The sequence below is a fragment of the Reticulibacter mediterranei genome, from assembly GCF_016587455.1.
On the sequence record NZ_BNJK01000001.1, the window covers coordinates 8,093,690 to 8,109,581 of the forward strand.

The 15,892-nt window shown below is 53.9% G+C and carries 11 protein-coding genes and 1 pseudogene; 7 read left to right on the plus strand and 5 right to left on the minus strand.

Features of this window, described 5'->3' with window-relative positions:
• Window positions 1-2 precede the first annotated feature (2 nt).
• Window positions 3-875, minus strand: coding sequence for an aldo/keto reductase (locus tag K3T83_RS34595; protein ID WP_220207466.1), 873 nt, complete (start codon window positions 873-875; stop codon window positions 3-5).
• A gap of 124 nt (window positions 876-999) precedes the next feature.
• Entirely contained in the window at window positions 1,000-1,998 is a 999-nt protein-coding gene (locus K3T83_RS34600) for a guanosine monophosphate reductase (protein ID WP_220207467.1), read from the minus strand.
• 242 nt (window positions 1,999-2,240) lie between these two features.
• Between K3T83_RS34600 and K3T83_RS34605 the strand changes: the two genes are divergently transcribed.
• Window positions 2,241-3,299 carry a HEAT repeat domain-containing protein gene (locus K3T83_RS34605; RefSeq protein ID WP_220207468.1) on the plus strand — a complete coding sequence of 353 codons (1,059 nt, stop codon included), beginning with the start codon at window positions 2,241-2,243 and terminating at the stop codon, window positions 3,297-3,299.
• A gap of 10 nt (window positions 3,300-3,309) precedes the next feature.
• Here K3T83_RS34605 and K3T83_RS34610 read toward each other — a convergent pair whose 3' ends face one another.
• Window positions 3,310-4,491 carry an NAD(P)/FAD-dependent oxidoreductase gene (locus K3T83_RS34610; RefSeq protein WP_220207469.1) on the minus strand — a complete coding sequence of 394 codons (1,182 nt, stop codon included), beginning with the start codon at window positions 4,489-4,491 and terminating at the stop codon, window positions 3,310-3,312.
• Window positions 4,492-4,785: 294 nt separating this feature from the next.
• Here K3T83_RS34610 and moeB point away from each other — a divergent pair, with 294 nt between their 5' ends.
• From moeB to K3T83_RS34635, 5 genes and pseudogenes are all read left to right on the plus strand, one after another.
• Window positions 4,786-5,955: a molybdopterin-synthase adenylyltransferase MoeB gene (gene moeB / locus K3T83_RS34615; RefSeq protein WP_220207470.1), complete on the plus strand. Its 1,170-nt coding sequence runs from the start codon at window positions 4,786-4,788 to the stop codon at window positions 5,953-5,955.
• 193 nt (window positions 5,956-6,148) lie between these two features.
• Window positions 6,149-6,421 (plus strand): MoaD/ThiS family protein, encoded by a 273-nt coding sequence (locus K3T83_RS34620; RefSeq protein ID WP_220207471.1) that lies wholly within the window; start codon window positions 6,149-6,151, stop codon window positions 6,419-6,421.
• Between the two features lie 9 nt (window positions 6,422-6,430).
• The gene (locus K3T83_RS34625; RefSeq protein WP_220207472.1) at window positions 6,431-7,366 is read left to right on the plus strand and encodes a PLP-dependent cysteine synthase family protein; all 936 of its coding nucleotides are present in this window, start codon (window positions 6,431-6,433) and stop codon (window positions 7,364-7,366) included.
• Window positions 7,360-7,788, plus strand: a complete 429-nt coding sequence (locus K3T83_RS34630) for a M67 family metallopeptidase (protein WP_220207473.1) — start codon at window positions 7,360-7,362, stop codon at window positions 7,786-7,788. The genes K3T83_RS34625 and K3T83_RS34630 overlap by 7 nt, the downstream gene beginning before the upstream one ends.
• Window positions 7,789-8,378: 590 nt before the next feature.
• Window positions 8,379-9,027, plus strand: a pseudogene (locus K3T83_RS34635) (glycoside hydrolase family 11 protein).
• A 133-nt stretch (window positions 9,028-9,160) separates the two neighbouring features.
• Here K3T83_RS34635 and acs read toward each other — a convergent pair.
• Together acs and K3T83_RS34645 are read right to left on the minus strand one after the other, a co-directional pair.
• The gene (acs, locus tag K3T83_RS34640) at window positions 9,161-11,101 is read right to left on the minus strand and encodes an acetate--CoA ligase (protein WP_220207474.1); all 1,941 of its coding nucleotides are present in this window, start codon (window positions 11,099-11,101) and stop codon (window positions 9,161-9,163) included.
• 482 nt (window positions 11,102-11,583) lie between these two features.
• Window positions 11,584-14,265: a GH116 family glycosyl hydrolase gene (locus tag K3T83_RS34645; RefSeq protein WP_220207475.1), complete on the minus strand. Its 2,682-nt coding sequence runs from the start codon at window positions 14,263-14,265 to the stop codon at window positions 11,584-11,586.
• A 260-nt stretch (window positions 14,266-14,525) separates the two neighbouring features.
• Here K3T83_RS34645 and K3T83_RS34650 point away from each other — a divergent pair, with 260 nt between their 5' ends.
• A complete protein-coding gene (locus K3T83_RS34650) occupies window positions 14,526-15,890 on the plus strand; it encodes an ABC transporter substrate-binding protein (protein ID WP_220207476.1) in 1,365 nt (454 codons plus the stop codon).
• Window positions 15,891-15,892: the final 2 nt, after the last annotated feature.

Sequence of the window (15,892 nt, forward strand, 5' to 3'; positions counted from 1 at the left end):
AATCACGCCTGAGCAGTAGAAAGTTCCTCGTACTCTTCCTGGCTGAGTTGGATAGCTGCGCTGGCGACATTCTCCTCAAGGTGTTGGAGGGAAGCTGTGCCGGGAATGGGCAGCATGGAGCGCGAATGATGGAGCAACCATGCCAGATTGATTTGACCAATGGTGGCTCCATGCCGGGCGGCGAAGCGGCTCAGCGCTTCATTCTGTTGATGTTGATTGCCCTGGACCGGACGCCAGGGGATAAAGGCCAGATGATCCCTTTCGCAAATGTGTAAGACCTCTTCGGATGTGCGATCAGCGATATTGTAGAGATTTTGTACAGAAACGATAGGGGTAATTTTACTGGCGCGTGCTAGCTGGTCGGCATCGACATTCGAGATCCCGAGCAGGCGTATTTTCCCAGCGCGGCGCAAATCCTCCAGCGCTCCCACAGAATCCTCCAGCGGCACCTTTTCGTCGATGCGGTGGAATTGGTAAAGATCGATATGATCCACGCGTAATCTACGCAAACTGCCTTCCAGTGCCTCTCGTAGATGTTCAGGCCGTCCGTCGCGCTGCCATTGATCGGGACCGCTCCGCAACAGCCCTCCTTTGGTGGCGATGACGAGATCAGCTGGATAGGGGTAGAGTGCTTCGGCGATCAATTCTTCGCTGACATGGGGGCCATAGGAATCGGCTGTGTCAATGAAATTGACGCCAAGCTCGATAGCGCGGCGTAGCACTGCCAGGGCTGTTGGCTTATCCGCAGGCTCGCCCCAGATGCCTGGACCCGTTATACGCATCGCGCCAAAGCCCATGCGCCTCACGGTTAATTCATTTCCGAGAGTGAAGGTTCCGCTCGCTGCTGCTGGCGGCTGGTTGCTTGCATTGGTCATAAATACTACACTTCCCAATCACGAAAACGTACCTGGCAACGACAGCCAGGTACATAGAAAACTTTTACTATATTGTTGTAATAATTTGTATGAGCTTGTCAAGCGAGCTTTCTGGCGTGTGAGATCAGCGTAAGAAGACAAAGGAAGCGTTATTGCGATACTCTTCAAGCGTACGGGCGTTCATGTAAGACATGCTTGAGCGCAGACCGGCCATGTAGCGATGGAGGACGGCGACGACCGTTCCCCGATAGGGCACAAGCGTCTCGGTGCCTTCGACATACTCTGGCGACTCATTGCCGCCCTGTTGTTGGACAGAGAACGAGGCTGAGCCGCGCATGATTTTGTACTGCTTGCCATTCGCCATCACGATCTGCCCTGGAGCTTCCTGGGTGCCCGCCAGTGCTGAACCAAGCATGACGAGATCGGCTCCCAGCGCCAGCAGCTTGCAGAAGTCCGAGGGGGTGCGCACTCCACCATCGCCGATGATCAGCGCTCGCTTGCGCACAGAGGCCACTTCTGCGACGGCGTAGGGGGTTGGCACATAGATGCCCGTCTCCGTTCTGGTCTCGCAGACTGAGCCGCCTGCGATCCCAACGCGGATGGCGTCAACTCCCAGGTCTTCAAGCCACGAGAACGTTTCGGCGGAGGCAACGTTGCCAGCGATCAAGAAAATGTCGTCGGACACGTGATGAATCCAGGCGATAGCTTGTTCTACCTGCTTATGAGCGCCATTGGCTGTATCCAGACAAAACAGGCGGCATCCGGCCTCATAGAGCGTCTGAAACTGCTCTTGATAGCTATTTGTCACGCCTATCGCGGCTCCAACGGCGGCATGAGCCTCTCTGCCACGCGCTTCTTTGAAGGCTCGGGCCTGGCTTCTAATACCCTGGAAGCGGTGCAGGATACCAGCAGCCCCTTCATGAGATAGTACGCTGCACATCTCGGTTCCGCACACATCGGACATTGGCGAACCAATCAAGGGCAAACGCAGGCGACTGTTGCCCAGCATGACTTCAGGCGAGGCATCGGCGCGATGGTGCAGTGTTGAGATAACGCGAGGAACTAAAGAGATGTGATCGTAGTCAAAGGCAAAGCCAGCTTCCAACAATTCGTGCTTCTGCAAGGTGATATTCCCCCTTTTTATGAAAAATAACTGAAAAATAAATTTTAAACAATATGAAAGGTATGATGCTCTCTCTGAAAGAAATACGCTTCTAACACAGGAATAGTTTCTTTGCAAAGATGAGCTATAAAGGAGAGCACCAGATGTGATATACTGTGATGTCTCTCTGAACTATCTCAACTCCTGTATGATGGTAGCGTTATCTTCCGTACGTTGTAACCCGTGGAAAAGGAGTTGTTGTGATGGAGTTCTTCGATCCCTCACCTGAGAACAATACTGGCAATGTCGCAATTACATCTGATACCACTCCTGTTCAAGATGAGCATCCTCCTGTAGGAATTACTCCTCCACAGGTGTTAGCGCAAGAGGCGGCAGATGGGCATCGTGGCGCGGCGTGGCGCTTGATGCACTGGATAATGGATAATGATCCACGCGCTTTTACAGCAGTTGCATCTCTTGAAGATAATCGGTTGGCACAACATTTTATCGAATTTCTCGCTCTGGGAACGTGGGCCGGGAAGCCATTTACGATCCCCATCGCGTTTCGTTTAGCTCATTTCAGAACTCGTCTGCGCACTCTTTTCCTGCCTGAATCGGGTATGGACCCGACCAGAGTAGAGCAAGTGTTGCTTGCTGCCGTCCGTGATAAGCGACCAGCCATCCGCGAAACGGCTGTGCATATCCTCGGACTCGTAGGGAGTCGCACGGCCACGCCTGTCTTGATCCGGGCGCTGCACGATCCTGTGCTTGTTGTGCGCGTGCAGGCAATCAAAGCGCTGGGACGCACCCATGATCCAGCAGCCATTCCTCCTCTCTTTGAGATCCTTCATAGCGCCAATGAGCGGTTAGGCAGTCAGATTTCGCAGGCGCTTGTCAGTCTGGGATCTATTGCGGTTCCTGAACTGTTGAGAGAATGCAACAGCCATAACGCGTGGCTGCGCTGGCAATGTGCACGCGTTATGGGTGAATTGTGCGATCAACGCACATTGCCGGCACTGGTTCATATGCTGGCCGATAGCGACTATTCAGTTGCATGGATGGCGGCGAAATCGCTGGTACACTACGGGCGAGACAGTCTGGTTCCCGTATTACAACAGCTGGTAATGGCGGAAACCTCGTCCTGGGCTGCCAATGCCGGTGCCTACGTGTTACATAATCTCTATACGCATGATGTGACGCTCAAGCCGTATCTGTTGCCGGTTGAGCAGGCTATGCATGGCGTTTCCTATAATATTGCCACCCCGAACGAAGCTCGCAAGGCGCTGGCCAAACTCGCCGCAGACGGGATCGTGAAAATTTAATATACAGGAGTTATCCCAGCACGCCGGAAGAAGAATAGCGCGGGCGTATTTCCTGTCCTTGCGCAAAGCGTTCATAAGCAAACGGACGCATATCTTCCGGCGTTTGGCCGGTTGTGAGCAGTTGTGCCATCCAACTGCCGATAATGGGGGAGAGCTTGAAGCCATGCCCGGAAAAGCCAGCGGCACAATACAGACCTTCGTATCCGGGCAACGGTCCAAGAATGGGATGATAGTCGGGTGTATCGTCGTAAATGCCAGCCCAGCCTCCGCGCGGCACGGCACGGGTTAGCCCGGGCATACGTATTCCTCCCTGCTTGTGAAAAAAGCCTCTTTCCTCCACCGTAAGCTCCTGGTGATACTGATCGGGATCGCTGGCTGTCAGCACGTTATCAGTTGCACCAACCAGCGTCACGCCACCCAGATCGGGGCGTAGATAGATCCCATTCCTGACATCAAAGCCAACTGAGTGCATGCCCTGACGACCTCCCAGATCGTTTGGGCGGCGCAGGGCCAGCATGGGATGGCGCGTTGCTGTGATGGGAAGCGCGATGCCCAGCGGTTGCGTCAGTGCGACGCTCCAGGCATTAGCTGCAATCACAACGACCGGAGCATACAACGTTTCCCGGGCGGTTTCCACGCCGACGACTCGCTCGTTTTGCGTCAGGATGCCTATCACAGCTTGCTGCTCGTAGATGGTGGCACCGTGATCTTTTGCTCGTTGCGCAAAGCAATAGGTGGTGGCTGTTGGATCGGCCACGCCGGTATCGGCCTCGTAGCATGCCTGTGTCACTCCGTCGCTGCTATATTCGGGCGCAACTTCAGCAATCTCGGCGGGAGAGATCAATCTGGTGTTGACGCCCAATTCCTGCTGCAAGGCAACATTTGCGCGAAGCGTCTCCTCGCCCTGTTCATCGCTGACGACGAGCAGGCCGGTGGTGGTGAATCCGCAATCGCCACCGATTACCTCGTCGAAATGTTGGAAAATATGCAGGCTCTCTTTTGCCATCCGAATGCTAAAGTCGTTCGAGTAGTGTTGACGGACGATAGCCCCGGAACGCGCCGTTGTGCCGCTACAAAGCGCCTGACGTTCCAACAGCAGGACGCGACCGGCCCTTTGTTGAGTGAGATGATAGGTAATACTGGCACCCATCACGCCTCCACCAATCACGATATAGTCAAATGTCTCGGCCATTGCTGCTCCTCTCGCTGCAACCTTGAAAAGATGTTACCTGATGCTCTCTTCTTTTCAAGGTAGCAGCAGTTGGTGGAAATTGCAAGTCATTGCGGCAAGGGCTGAGCGACGTGGCGCAAAGGAATAATTTCTTTACGCATTGTGTTTGTACCTATGAGTGTCTGTGAAGTACATGCTTCCTCAGCAAAGACTGGTTTAGTTTTCCTTGACAAGTAAAAAAAGCGAATGGTAATCTTTTGGTAGCCAGTTTAGGAAGTAAATTGATTAACATAGTCAACATTGAGGTGATGAGATATGGGTGATGCATCCCGCGAGATCCTGCGGCGGGCGCGCCAGCAGGTGCCGGAGTGGACCCCAGCACAGGTACAGGATGCGCTTTCTCAGAAGAAGGATGATTTTGTCCTGATCGATGTGCGCGAGAAGTATGAATGGGACGAAGGGCATATACCCGATGCCTTGCATGTCCCGCGTGGTTTTCTGGAATTGCGGATAGAAGAAGCAGTTCCCGACAAATCGCAGCAAGTTGTACTCTATTGTGCTGGTGGTACGCGCTCGTTGATAGCGGGCAGTACGTTACAGCAGATGGGTTATGACAACGTAATTTCGATGGCCGGCGGGTTTGGACAATGGAAGGGGAGCGGTTTTAAGTTTATCCAGCCACGTACAATGACCGAGGCCCAGGCTAAACGTTACAGCCGTCATACGCTCATTCCTGAAGTTGGCGAAGAGGGCCAGTTCAAGCTGCTCGACTCGAAAGTGCTGTTGATCGGTGCTGGTGGTCTGGGTTCTCCCGCAGCCTTTTATCTGGCGGCAGCTGGTGTTGGCACGCTTGGCATTATCGATGCCGATGTTGTGGACGACAGCAACCTTCAGCGTCAGATTCTGCACAATACCGAGCGGATCGGCCAGTATAAAGCCGAGTCTGCCCGTCAGACGCTTACGGCTCTCAATCCTGATGTTAAGGTCGAGGTGTATCTCGAGCGTCTGGATGAGACCAATGTGCAACGTCTGGTTGATGAGTACGATGTCATCATTGACGGCACCGACAACTTCCCCACGCGCTATCTCTTGAACGATGCGGCGATTATTGCCAATAAACCCGTCGTGCATGGCAGCGTTTTCCGCTTTGAGGGTCAGGTCACGGTCTTCAAGCCATACGATGGTCCCTGCTATCGCTGCCTCTTCCCAGAGCCACCCCCACCAGCACTGGCTCCCAGCTGCTCCGAGGCCGGTGTATTAGGCGTACTGCCTGGTATTATCGGACTGTTGCAGGCCACCGAGACAATCAAACTGCTGCTGGGCATCGGTGAGCCACTGGTGGGCCGCTTGCTGACCTATGACGCGCTCTCCGGCGAGTTTAACGAGCTGCGGCTCTTCCGCGATCCTGAGTGCGCCGCCTGCGGTGAGAATGGGCATCCAGAAAATTTGCCAACGTATGCCGATGTGTGTGCGATCCCTGCGTAGTTAAAAAGCGTGAAGGCGTGAAAATCGTGTATGGAAGGAACACGGGCGATGGCTTGTCCTCGCCCCTTCCATACACGGGTAGCCCCGCAAATGTAGTGGGATGCACAATAAGATATTTCGATAAAAAACTGTGGTGTGGTAGAGCGGGTGGTGTGATTCTCGCTCGTCACCCGATGCATTGAAGGAGAAATAGATGGCAACTGTGAAACTTGCACCTGTATTACGGAGCTTTGCTGGTAATTCCAAGCAGGTGAGCGCTGAGGGTAGCACGCTGGCCGAGGTGTTGAACGATCTGTATAAGCGCTACCCCTCATTGAAGGCGCAGATTCAGCCGGAGGGCGAGCTGAGCCGTTTTGTAAACGTCTATGTCAGCGATGAGGATGTGCGTCATCGTGGAGGCTTAAACGCAACGGTTGGCCCCAACGATACCGTCACCCTCTTACCTGCGATGGCAGGAGGACAGTAGGAGAGATTCATGCGTTACGGTAGCATACTGGAGACTATCGGGAATACGCCACTGGTGGAATTGAAGAGCTTCAGTCCGCGTCCGGGCGTGGAGATCTATGCTAAGCTGGAGGGGGCGAACCCCTCTGGCAGTGTCAAGGATCGCATTGCCCTGAGAATGATCGAGGAGGCTGAAGCGAGCGGGAAGCTCAAGCCAGGCTCTATCCTGCTGGAACCGACAAGTGGGAATACGGGCATTGCGCTGGCGATGATTGCACGCATCAAGGGCTATCAGTTCATTGCAGTGATGCCTGATAACGTGACCAGCGAGCGTCGCCAGATGCTTGAACTGTATGGCGCGAAGATCATTCACTCCGATGGGACGCAGGGAAGCAATGGAGCAGTGCGGCTGGCAAAATCGCTGCTTGCCAATGATGAGCGTTATGTAATGCTTTATCAGTACGGCAATGATGCGAATCCAAATGCACACTATTATGGTACAGCCGTCGAGATTATCAAAGATCTGCCCAACCTCGACGTGTTTGTTGCGGGTCTGGGGACCGGTGGCACTCTGACCGGCAATGGCCGTCGTTTGAAAGAGTATAACCCGGCGATTAAGGTTGTGGCCGCCGAGCCGATTCAGGGCGAGGGCGTGCAGGGCTTGCGCAGCCTGGAAGATGGCTTTGTGCCACCCGTGCTGGATCAATCGCTGCTCGATGCCCGCATTCTCGTGTCGGCTGAGGATTCGATCCGCCGGACGCGTCAATTGAAGGATCAGGAAGGCATCTTTGCCGGGCCATCGTGTGGAGCGTCTTTGCATGTGGCATTGCGTGTCGCGGCCAGCATGGAGAGCGGCAAGATCGTAACGATTCTGGCTGATGGTGGATGGAAGTATCTGAGCGAGGATCTGTGGACTCGCCCAATCGAGCAACTCGAAGACAATTTAGAGGCAAAAATATTATGGTAGCTGACGCTCAATTTGTCGTGCGTATTCCAGAGTCAATCTATGCAGAGATGGTAGCTCATATTGCCGCGAGCTACCCCAATGAAGGTTGTGGAGCACTGGGCAGCGTTGATGAACAGGTGGTGAAAAACTATCCCACCGCCAATGCTGCCGAGCGTCCCGACGATTTCTCTATTATTAGCGAGGCCGATATCGTCCGTATTTATAATGATATTGATGAGTACGACGGCGATATGATCTATTATCATTCTCACCCAATTACAGAGGCTTATCCCTCCGCGCGCGATATCGAATGGGCAAAGCGCAGCGGCTATCTCTACATCATCTTCTCTCATCGCTTTCACCCGGAGCCACCCTATGCCCGCGTTTTCAAGATCGACGCCGCTGGCACGGTGACGGAAGGCAAAATAGAACAGATTGCTTAACAAGTAGAATAAAAAAACAGATGCATTAGGAAGACATCCATGCATCTGTTTTTTGCAAATAAGCGAACTATACACGCTGTTACCTTGCCCCCTGATTTGGCCTCTGAGCTTGCAATCAAGAGGATTCACAACCTCATTACTCTATGCAAGCGCTTGCACAACCTCGTGTACATTGCATCAAGATTACGCCTCAGCATAGATCGAGTTTATCGGAAATTTTTTGAAATAACTGCTTTTTGGTTTTTTGTGACCATCCAGGCAAACAAAATGTCAGCATTTAAAATGCATAAGGGTTGACAAAGAAACTTTTCCTATGGTATAGTAATTTACAGATTTGCAAGCGCTTGCAAGAAGATGCTCACCATTTGGGGTAACTGATGATTAAGACCCGCAAGGTGAGCGAGAGACAATTGGATCTACACTTCTACCAGGAGCCTGGGCGCAAGTTCGCCGAACTCTTGTAGAAGGAGGCTTCACTGGTCGGAATGGATTTCGATCAGCATTGTCACTTATGATGCAAGGAGAAGCTCATGAGGAAACAAGGACGTATTCAGCTTTTGACTATCCCCAGAGCAGCGCTAATACTGTGCATGCTCGCAATTGTCGCAGCCTCTCTGTTTCTGTACTCCATTTCCCCGGCACGTGCGGCTTCGGCTTCGTGTACAACCATAACCTCGAACCGGACTGGTACTGACGGCTACTTCTACTCGTTCTGGACGGCGGGAGTGGGTCGATCTCCATGACCGAATGCACAGGCGGCTATTACAATGCTTACTGGTCTGGTATTGGGGACTTTGTTGCCGGGAAGGGCTGGGCCACCGGTTCATCTCATACTGTGAACTACTCGGGCAGCTTTAACCCGTCCGGCGGTGCCGCCTATCTGTCTCTTTACGGATGGACGACGAATCCGCTCATAGAGTACTATATCGTCGATAACTGGAGGGGTATAACCCCAGTTCCGGGGCAACCTACAAGGGTACTGTGACCAGCGACGGCAGTACGTACAACCTCTATGAGGACACGCGGTACAATCAGCCCTCCATTATAGGCACCGCGACCTTCAACCAGTACTGGGCTGTTCGGCAATCGACGAGGACGGGCGGGACCATCACGACCAGCAACTTCTTCAATGCCTGGGCCAGTCATGGGATGAACCTCGGCTCGTTCAACTATCAGATCCTCGCAACAGAGGCATTCAATGGTGGCAGCGGGAACTCCACCATCACCGTCTGGGGATAAACAAGGTAGGCACCGTGCTATTGCCGGTGCCTGATACGTTCCCTGAATGTTTGTTCACCCTTCGAGGGTAAATCTCGACGTAGAAGCAACGATGAGTCATCTCGAAACTGGATGACTCATCGTTGCTATTGAGTTATCCGTCGAGCGTGCTGATATCGCCAACAGGCTCGCCAAGCTCTTTGGCGCGAATAACACGGCGCATGATTTTGCCGGAGCGCGTCTTGGGCAGGCTGGGCGTAAACTCCAACTCTTCTGGAACGGCCAGAGCACCAACGGTTGTGCGTACGTGCAGCTTCAGCTCTTTTTCCAGTTCCGCAGACGGCTCGTAGCCGTGTTTGACGATGACAAAGACCTTGACATGTTCGCCCTTCAATGGATCGGGCTTGCCAATGGCTGCTGCCTCTGCCACTGCCGGATGACTCACCAGGCTAGACTCGATCTCCATCGATCCCAGGCGGTGTCCGCTGACTTTGATCACGTCGTCTACGCGGCCCTGGACGCGGAAGTAACCATCGGTATCTTTGGTTGCCGCGTCACCTGCGAAGTAGACATCTGGGATGGTCTCCCAGTAGGTGCGATAGCGGTCCTCGTCCTTGTAGATGGTGCGCATCTGAGCGGGCCAGGGATGGCGAATGATCAGGAAGCCGCCCTTGTTCTGTCCAACGGCGTTGCCGTCGCGGTCAACGATATCAGCCTCGATGGTGGGCATCGGGCGTGTGGCGCTGCCAGGCTTGAGGGGTAGAATAACGGTCGGGCTGATCAGGATCATGCCGGTCTCGGTCTGCCACCACGTATCCATGATCGGCAGCGCGCTATGGCCGATATTCTTGCGATACCAGATCCAGGCTTCGGGGTTGATCGGCTCGCCGACCGATCCCAGGATGCGCAGGCTCGACAGATCGTGTTTGGCCGGCCATTCCTCGCCGAAGCGCATCAGACCACGAATGGCTGTTGGCGAAGTATAGATGATCGAAACCTTGTATTTCTCGACGATGTTCCAGAAGCGATCCGGCGCGGGATAGGTCGGTGTTCCCTCAAAGAGAACGCTGGTTACACCGTTCATCAGGGGGCCATAGACGATGTAGCTGTGGCCTGTGACCCAGCCAATATCGGCGGTACACCAGTAGATATCGCCGTCTTTGATATCGAAGACAAATTTCGTCGTGGTGTATGTGCCAACGGCATAGCCTCCCTGCACATGGACAATGCCCTTCGGTTTGCCCGTGCTACCGCTGGTGTAGAGGATGTAGAGCAGGTCCTCGCTGTCCATCGGCTCGCATGGCACGACGGTATCTTCGGGGATATCCGCGATCAAGTCATGCAGGTAGACATCACGCCCAGCCTGCATTGGTACATCGCTGCCCAGGCGGTGCACGACGATCACCTTCTCGATAGTTGGTGTTTCGGCGACCGCTTCATCGGTGATTTTTTTCAATTGGATATGCTTGCCGCCGCGATAGTTGCCATCGGCGGTAATCACGACTTTGGCCTCGGCATCGATGATGCGATCACGCAGGGCACTGGCAGCAAAGCCGCCGAAAACGACACTATGGACGGCTCCAATACGGGCGACGGCCAGCAGTGCGGCGACCTGTTCGGGGATAGCTGGCAGGTAAATCGCCACGCGATCACCCTTTTTCACGCCCAGATTTTGCAGCCCTTTCGCCATGCGGTTCGTCATCACGTACAGCTCTTCATACGTGAGAGTGCGCGAGGAGCCATCGTCACCTTCCCAGTAGAAAGCTACTTTTTTCCAGGTGGGAGTATCTTTGTGCCGATCCAGGCAGTTATACGTGATATTGAATTTGCCGCCTGCGAACCACTGGAAGAAAGGTTTGGTGGTCCACTGGAAGGTGGTTTGCCAGGGTTCAAACCAGTGTAGCTCCTTCGCCATATCTTCCCAGAACTCGAAGCGGTTTTCTAGAGACCATTGATGGAACGCATCATAGTCGGTAAAACCCTTTGATTTCATGTATGCGAGAATATTAGCATTCTCCACAACATCGTGGGATGGCGCGAACAGACGATCTTCCGTCAAAATAGTGTCGGTATCCTCAAAACCGAGGTTGCTCATAAACGATGTCTCCTCTTCCATAGTGTTAAGGACTGTTCGAGCGTATTTTTTTAGTCACGCATGGACTGATTTTTATGGTCGCTTACGAATTATTGTATCACAGCGGCCAGCACATCCGGTGAGGTACTTTATTTTACCATAGAGAAGGGGGATAAGGGGGCTGGATTTGCAGGTGAGAATGATGGACGGTTGTATCGAAACGGAGCGCGTGATTGTCAGGTTGTAGGAAACGTCGGGCTACATGTAGCGACAATGGGGGGTGAGGGGGTTTGGCGGGGGCCTTGCGCTTGTCGCGGTGAGAACATAGAAAATATGCAATAGAAAATAAAACGATGGATGAGGAGCGACAAGCGCAAGGCCCCCAAGTCCCCAACCACCCATCTCCTTGTCGCTACGGGTGGTGGGAACGCCCTGTGTCCTTGCACGTTTTTAGGAAGGCTCATGCGCCATCTAGAGCAAGAAAGGCGCATGAGCTTTCTTCGCTATTTTGTGCTCACAATAGTCAGCGTAGAGCCAGCTCGCAAGATCACTGGTTCGGTGAACGCTAACGTCAGGGTGTCCTGTTGCTTGCTGGCGTTTGCAGCCAACGCGTTTCCATCAAGCGTGACCGTTGCATCATCACTTATCCCTTGCAAAGAGAGCTGCTGAATGCGTACGTCGCCGTAGGAGCAGGTGAGCGTGATGTGCGAGTCGTCCTGCGATTGCGCGAAGGTTCCCCAACCGCTGCCGGTGATGAAGGGCACCTGGAACTCGCTCTGGTTGGCGACGGGCGCAAAGGAGAGATGATCTTCCAGCGCGTTGTAGCGGAAGCCGCTCAAAGCTTCCAGCACTGACCAGCCAGCCATAGCTCGTGCGTAGTGATCGCCGCACTCGATCTCGTTGTAGGGGTTGCGACGCGTGCCATCATAGCGCTTGCGGAGCGCCTCGATAATGCTCATCCCTTCTTCAACCAGACCCTCCATCAGGCAGTGCGCGCCAACCTGATATTCCATGCCGGTCCAGACCTCATCGCAATAGCGAACGGGGATCTCTGGCCTGCCACCGCGAGGCCATGTGCAGACGATTAGCCCGGAGTCGTCCTGATCCGCGAAGACGCGATAGCCATGCTCGAAATTGCGGAAACCGTGACGCAAATTATTGCGGACAATCGAGCGCAAGGTGGTTTTGACGTGCGCTTCTGGCAGTATATAACCCAGATCGAGCAGATGCGCCCACCACTGGCCGAACAACTGATCCGCCAGACAGCCCTCGCCAAATTGATTCTCCAGTGGCATCGAATGGTCGATAATCTGGATATAGTACTCCCCGTTCCACAACTGTTCGTCGTAATTGGTGCTGCCAAGCTCGAAGCGCTCGTGGAGGGATTGTGCAAAATCCTGCTCGCCTTGCAGCTTTGCCATCTCTTCCGCCGCACGCAGGGCCGCCAGCCAGAGCGCGCCGATATACATGTTGGGGCCGTAGAACTCGATGTCGTAAGTGTTGGGCTGCTCACCCTCCAGCACGCCGTCGTTGTTGTCGTCCCACTGCTCGATAATATAGTTCATCAATCGCTTGACGCGCGGCCAGAGTCGATCCAGCCAGTCTCGCCCGGCACCCTGACGCACTTCACGATACGTCTTGAGGATAGTGCCAAGCATGCCATCGAGGGCCGGGTTGGTGGGACCGCCAATGGGCACGTTCCAGAACTGCGGCAGGTAGAGCGGAACGATGGTGCGATGAGGAATATAGCCCTCGGGAGCCTGCACATGCTCAAAATCGGTCTCGCGCATGCTCTGCTCTAAGCGCGGGAAGAGTCGCGAGAGCGCCATCTCGTAGTTCCAGACATGGGTGCAGTTGAGCGGGCACGAGCCACCAACCGTTCCGTTCCACATGGCGGTTGAAAGGCCGAGCGAGCCTTCAAAGCCAAAGAACTTGCCGTCAGCACTCCAGAAGCAGGTCGGGCTACGCATGAACGTGGCCTGGGTTGCAAGCATCTCAGCAAACCAATCGGGCAGCGTGCTCTGATAGATCCCGCGCACCCACTGACGCGCAGTCTCTTCCAGGTTCTTGTGATGCTGGATAACATATTCTGTTACCTCCTGCGCATCGTGGAAGCGAGCGGCGTAGGCATTGCCGAGCCAGAAGCGGCTCTTCCCATAGGGGCGCGGCGGGCCGAACTGATCGAAATTGACGTAGCGATTGGGGAAGTACCAGCTTAAAATAAAGGTGATGGTCGTTGTCGCGCCAGGAGCCAGGCGGAAGGGCACGATCAGGCCACCATTCCAGGTCTCGCCCTGCGCGCTGGGGCCGGTGGCGATGATGTTTTTGTTGGGCCGTGCCAGCACACAAGCCCCTTCGATGCCCTGTCTGTCGAGCGAAAGACTATTGAGAATGTGCAGGAATTGTTCGAACGTCGTCCAGCGTTCCTGTGTGCGCGTCGTGGGCGTCAAGCTGGTGAGAACGACCTGACCCGCGCCTGGGTGATCATCTGGCAGCGAAGCGTTCTCCATCACGAGTGAGGTGTAGCCTGCACGCTTGAAGATGCGATTGGTGTTGCCGCCATAGAGCGGGCAACGGTTGCCAGAGATCGAGGTAACGCCATCCCAGCCAACTAGATTTTGCTGTGTGGCGGCAAGACAGCCGTGAACTTTGTGTTGCCAGGGATTGTGGACCGTGAAGGTGAAAATAATGGCTGGCAGAGCGCTATTTTCCGCATCGAGCGGAACAAATGGCGTATGCGCATCGAGCGTTACGTCGAGCGGCAACTCCGCGTCCTGGTAGGCGATGTGTGAGAAGGGATAGGCGCCCGTGAATGTGGTGCGCTCAACCCCCGTAAACACCCGATGCAGGGCGCGCTGATCCTCCGCAATCGCGTTGTCGTTGACCAGCGGTGTCTCTTCTACTGGCAATTGTTGTGCCTCTCGGGATTGCAGCAGGCGAATCACGTTCAATGGCGGTTCGGTACAGGATGTGCGGATGGCAAAAAAACTGTCTGGTACGAAACCCAGGTGATTAATCTGATTGACGATCTGCCATTGCCTGAGCGCACCGTCGCCGCCCAGCGCAATCTGTCCTGCCCCTAATCCTCCATGCGGCATGGCAACATGCCTGATAGCCTCCCCTTGATACGTATATCCCAACGTGTGCTCATCTATCCGGGGCGATCGTGAGACGAGTTCAGTCATGGCTGGCTCCTTCTAGCAAGCCTTCGCCTCCTCACCGCCGATGGCGAGGAGATGCGAAGCGTAATGAATGGAAAAATAAGACGGCTTGTCAGCTAAGGATACCATAAGATTTTAAATATTTCAATTAAACTTTACCGAATTTTTAATAAAAAAATTTGGTTAAATTCATTGACATTTTTATATGTTGATGTTACTCTCATTTTAGTCATTATTTTTCAGACCGTCGAAAAGAGCATGAGCAGAAGCCAAAGGAGGTTTCGATGAAGAACGGGCGTTCACTCACCACCATTTTTCATGACAACAGCTTGTCTCGTCGTAGTTTTGTCAGAGGAATGAGCTATACCGGGCTAACTGCGCTGGGGGCAAGCTCGATCCTGGCTGCCTGTGGGGGAGATAGCGGCGCTGATGAGAGTTCAAAGCCAGCGCCAAAGGGATCGAAGGTCTCAGGTGCGCTCACACTGGTTTATATGGGAACGGCGGAACAGCAAAAGAGCTGGAATGCACTATTTGAGTTATTCCGTAAAGATTATCCCGATGTGAAATTTACCGCCAAAGGCATTCCCTCCAGCAACTGGGCCGCTTTCTTTGATACCGTCTCCACGCAGATTGCCGGTGGACAGGTGCCAGATGTAATCCAGGTTGCGACGGAGGGACAGCGTTTGTTTGCGAGTCGTGGTCTTGTCGAACCTATTGATGCCTATTTAGCACGCGATAAAGACGAACTGGCGGACTTCTTTAGCGACATTCACCCTAATCTGGTGAAGTGGAACAAAATGAGTTCCCCCGATGGCAAGACCTATTATCTGCCGGGCGAGTTCAATACCATGTGCATGTGGTACAACGCCGACATGTTCCAGAAGGTAGGAGTGGATGAGCCGAACGATAGCTGGAAGTGGGATGATTTTATGGCAGCCGCGAAAAAGTTGACGGTGCCAGGGAAGGTCTTTGGCTATGTGGCGGCACCAGAATATTTTGCGAGCATTATGCCCTGGCTGTTGACCAATGGAGCCAGCACGCTGAACGCCGATTGGACCAAATCAACGGTTAATACTCCACAGGCTGTTGAGGCTGCGAAATTTATGCGCTCAATGGTGGAGCAGCAGATCAGTCCGGCACCCGGCGGTACCTTCGACGCTTTCACGGCAACCGCCCAGGGTAAGTTGGCGATGTTTGGTGGTGGACGCTGGCCGGTGATTAGCATGCGCAACCTCAATATGGTCAGCAAGATGAAGATAGTGGCCTGGCCTCAGAAGACGCAGAAGGGATCGCCGATTGGCTGGAACGCCTATCCGATCATGAAGGCTTCAAAGAACAAAGAGGCGGCCTGGGCTTTCGTCAAGTTTATTACCTCAAAGAAAGCCAGCGAATACTTCTCGCAGCAGGGAGGCACCATCGTTCCTCCGCGCAAATCGGTGGCGACCAGCGACGTGTTTCTCGCGAATGCTCCTGCGGGCAGCGAGAAGCTGTACGAGGCGCTGGAATATTCCACCCCGATTCCCTCGCCCGATAAAGGCAATCTGGTGCAGAAAGATATTGAGGATACCTGGAAGCAACTGTTGAGCGGAAACGTGCCAGTCGAGCAGGCGTTGGCCCAGCTTGACCAGAAGATCCAGGCCAATCTCTAGAC

Bases quoted from the DNA above. Each gene is read 5' to 3' on its own strand.
- K3T83_RS34620 (WP_220207471.1), top strand. From the start codon at position 6,149: ATGGCAACTGTGAAACTTGCACCTGTATTACGGAGCTTTGCTGGTAAT.
- acs (WP_220207474.1), bottom strand. From the start codon at position 11,101: ATGAGCAACCTCGGTTTTGAGGATACCGACACTATTTTGACGGAAGAT.
- K3T83_RS34605 (WP_220207468.1), top strand. From the start codon at position 2,241: ATGGAGTTCTTCGATCCCTCACCTGAGAACAATACTGGCAATGTCGCA.
- K3T83_RS34595 (WP_220207466.1), bottom strand. From the start codon at position 875: ATGACCAATGCAAGCAACCAGCCGCCAGCAGCAGCGAGCGGAACCTTC.
- K3T83_RS34650 (WP_220207476.1), top strand. From the start codon at position 14,526: ATGAAGAACGGGCGTTCACTCACCACCATTTTTCATGACAACAGCTTG.
- moeB (WP_220207470.1), top strand. From the start codon at position 4,786: ATGGGTGATGCATCCCGCGAGATCCTGCGGCGGGCGCGCCAGCAGGTG.
- K3T83_RS34645 (WP_220207475.1), bottom strand. From the start codon at position 14,265: ATGACTGAACTCGTCTCACGATCGCCCCGGATAGATGAGCACACGTTG.
- K3T83_RS34610 (WP_220207469.1), bottom strand. From the start codon at position 4,491: ATGGCCGAGACATTTGACTATATCGTGATTGGTGGAGGCGTGATGGGT.
- K3T83_RS34630 (WP_220207473.1), top strand. From the start codon at position 7,360: ATGGTAGCTGACGCTCAATTTGTCGTGCGTATTCCAGAGTCAATCTAT.
- K3T83_RS34625 (WP_220207472.1), top strand. From the start codon at position 6,431: ATGCGTTACGGTAGCATACTGGAGACTATCGGGAATACGCCACTGGTG.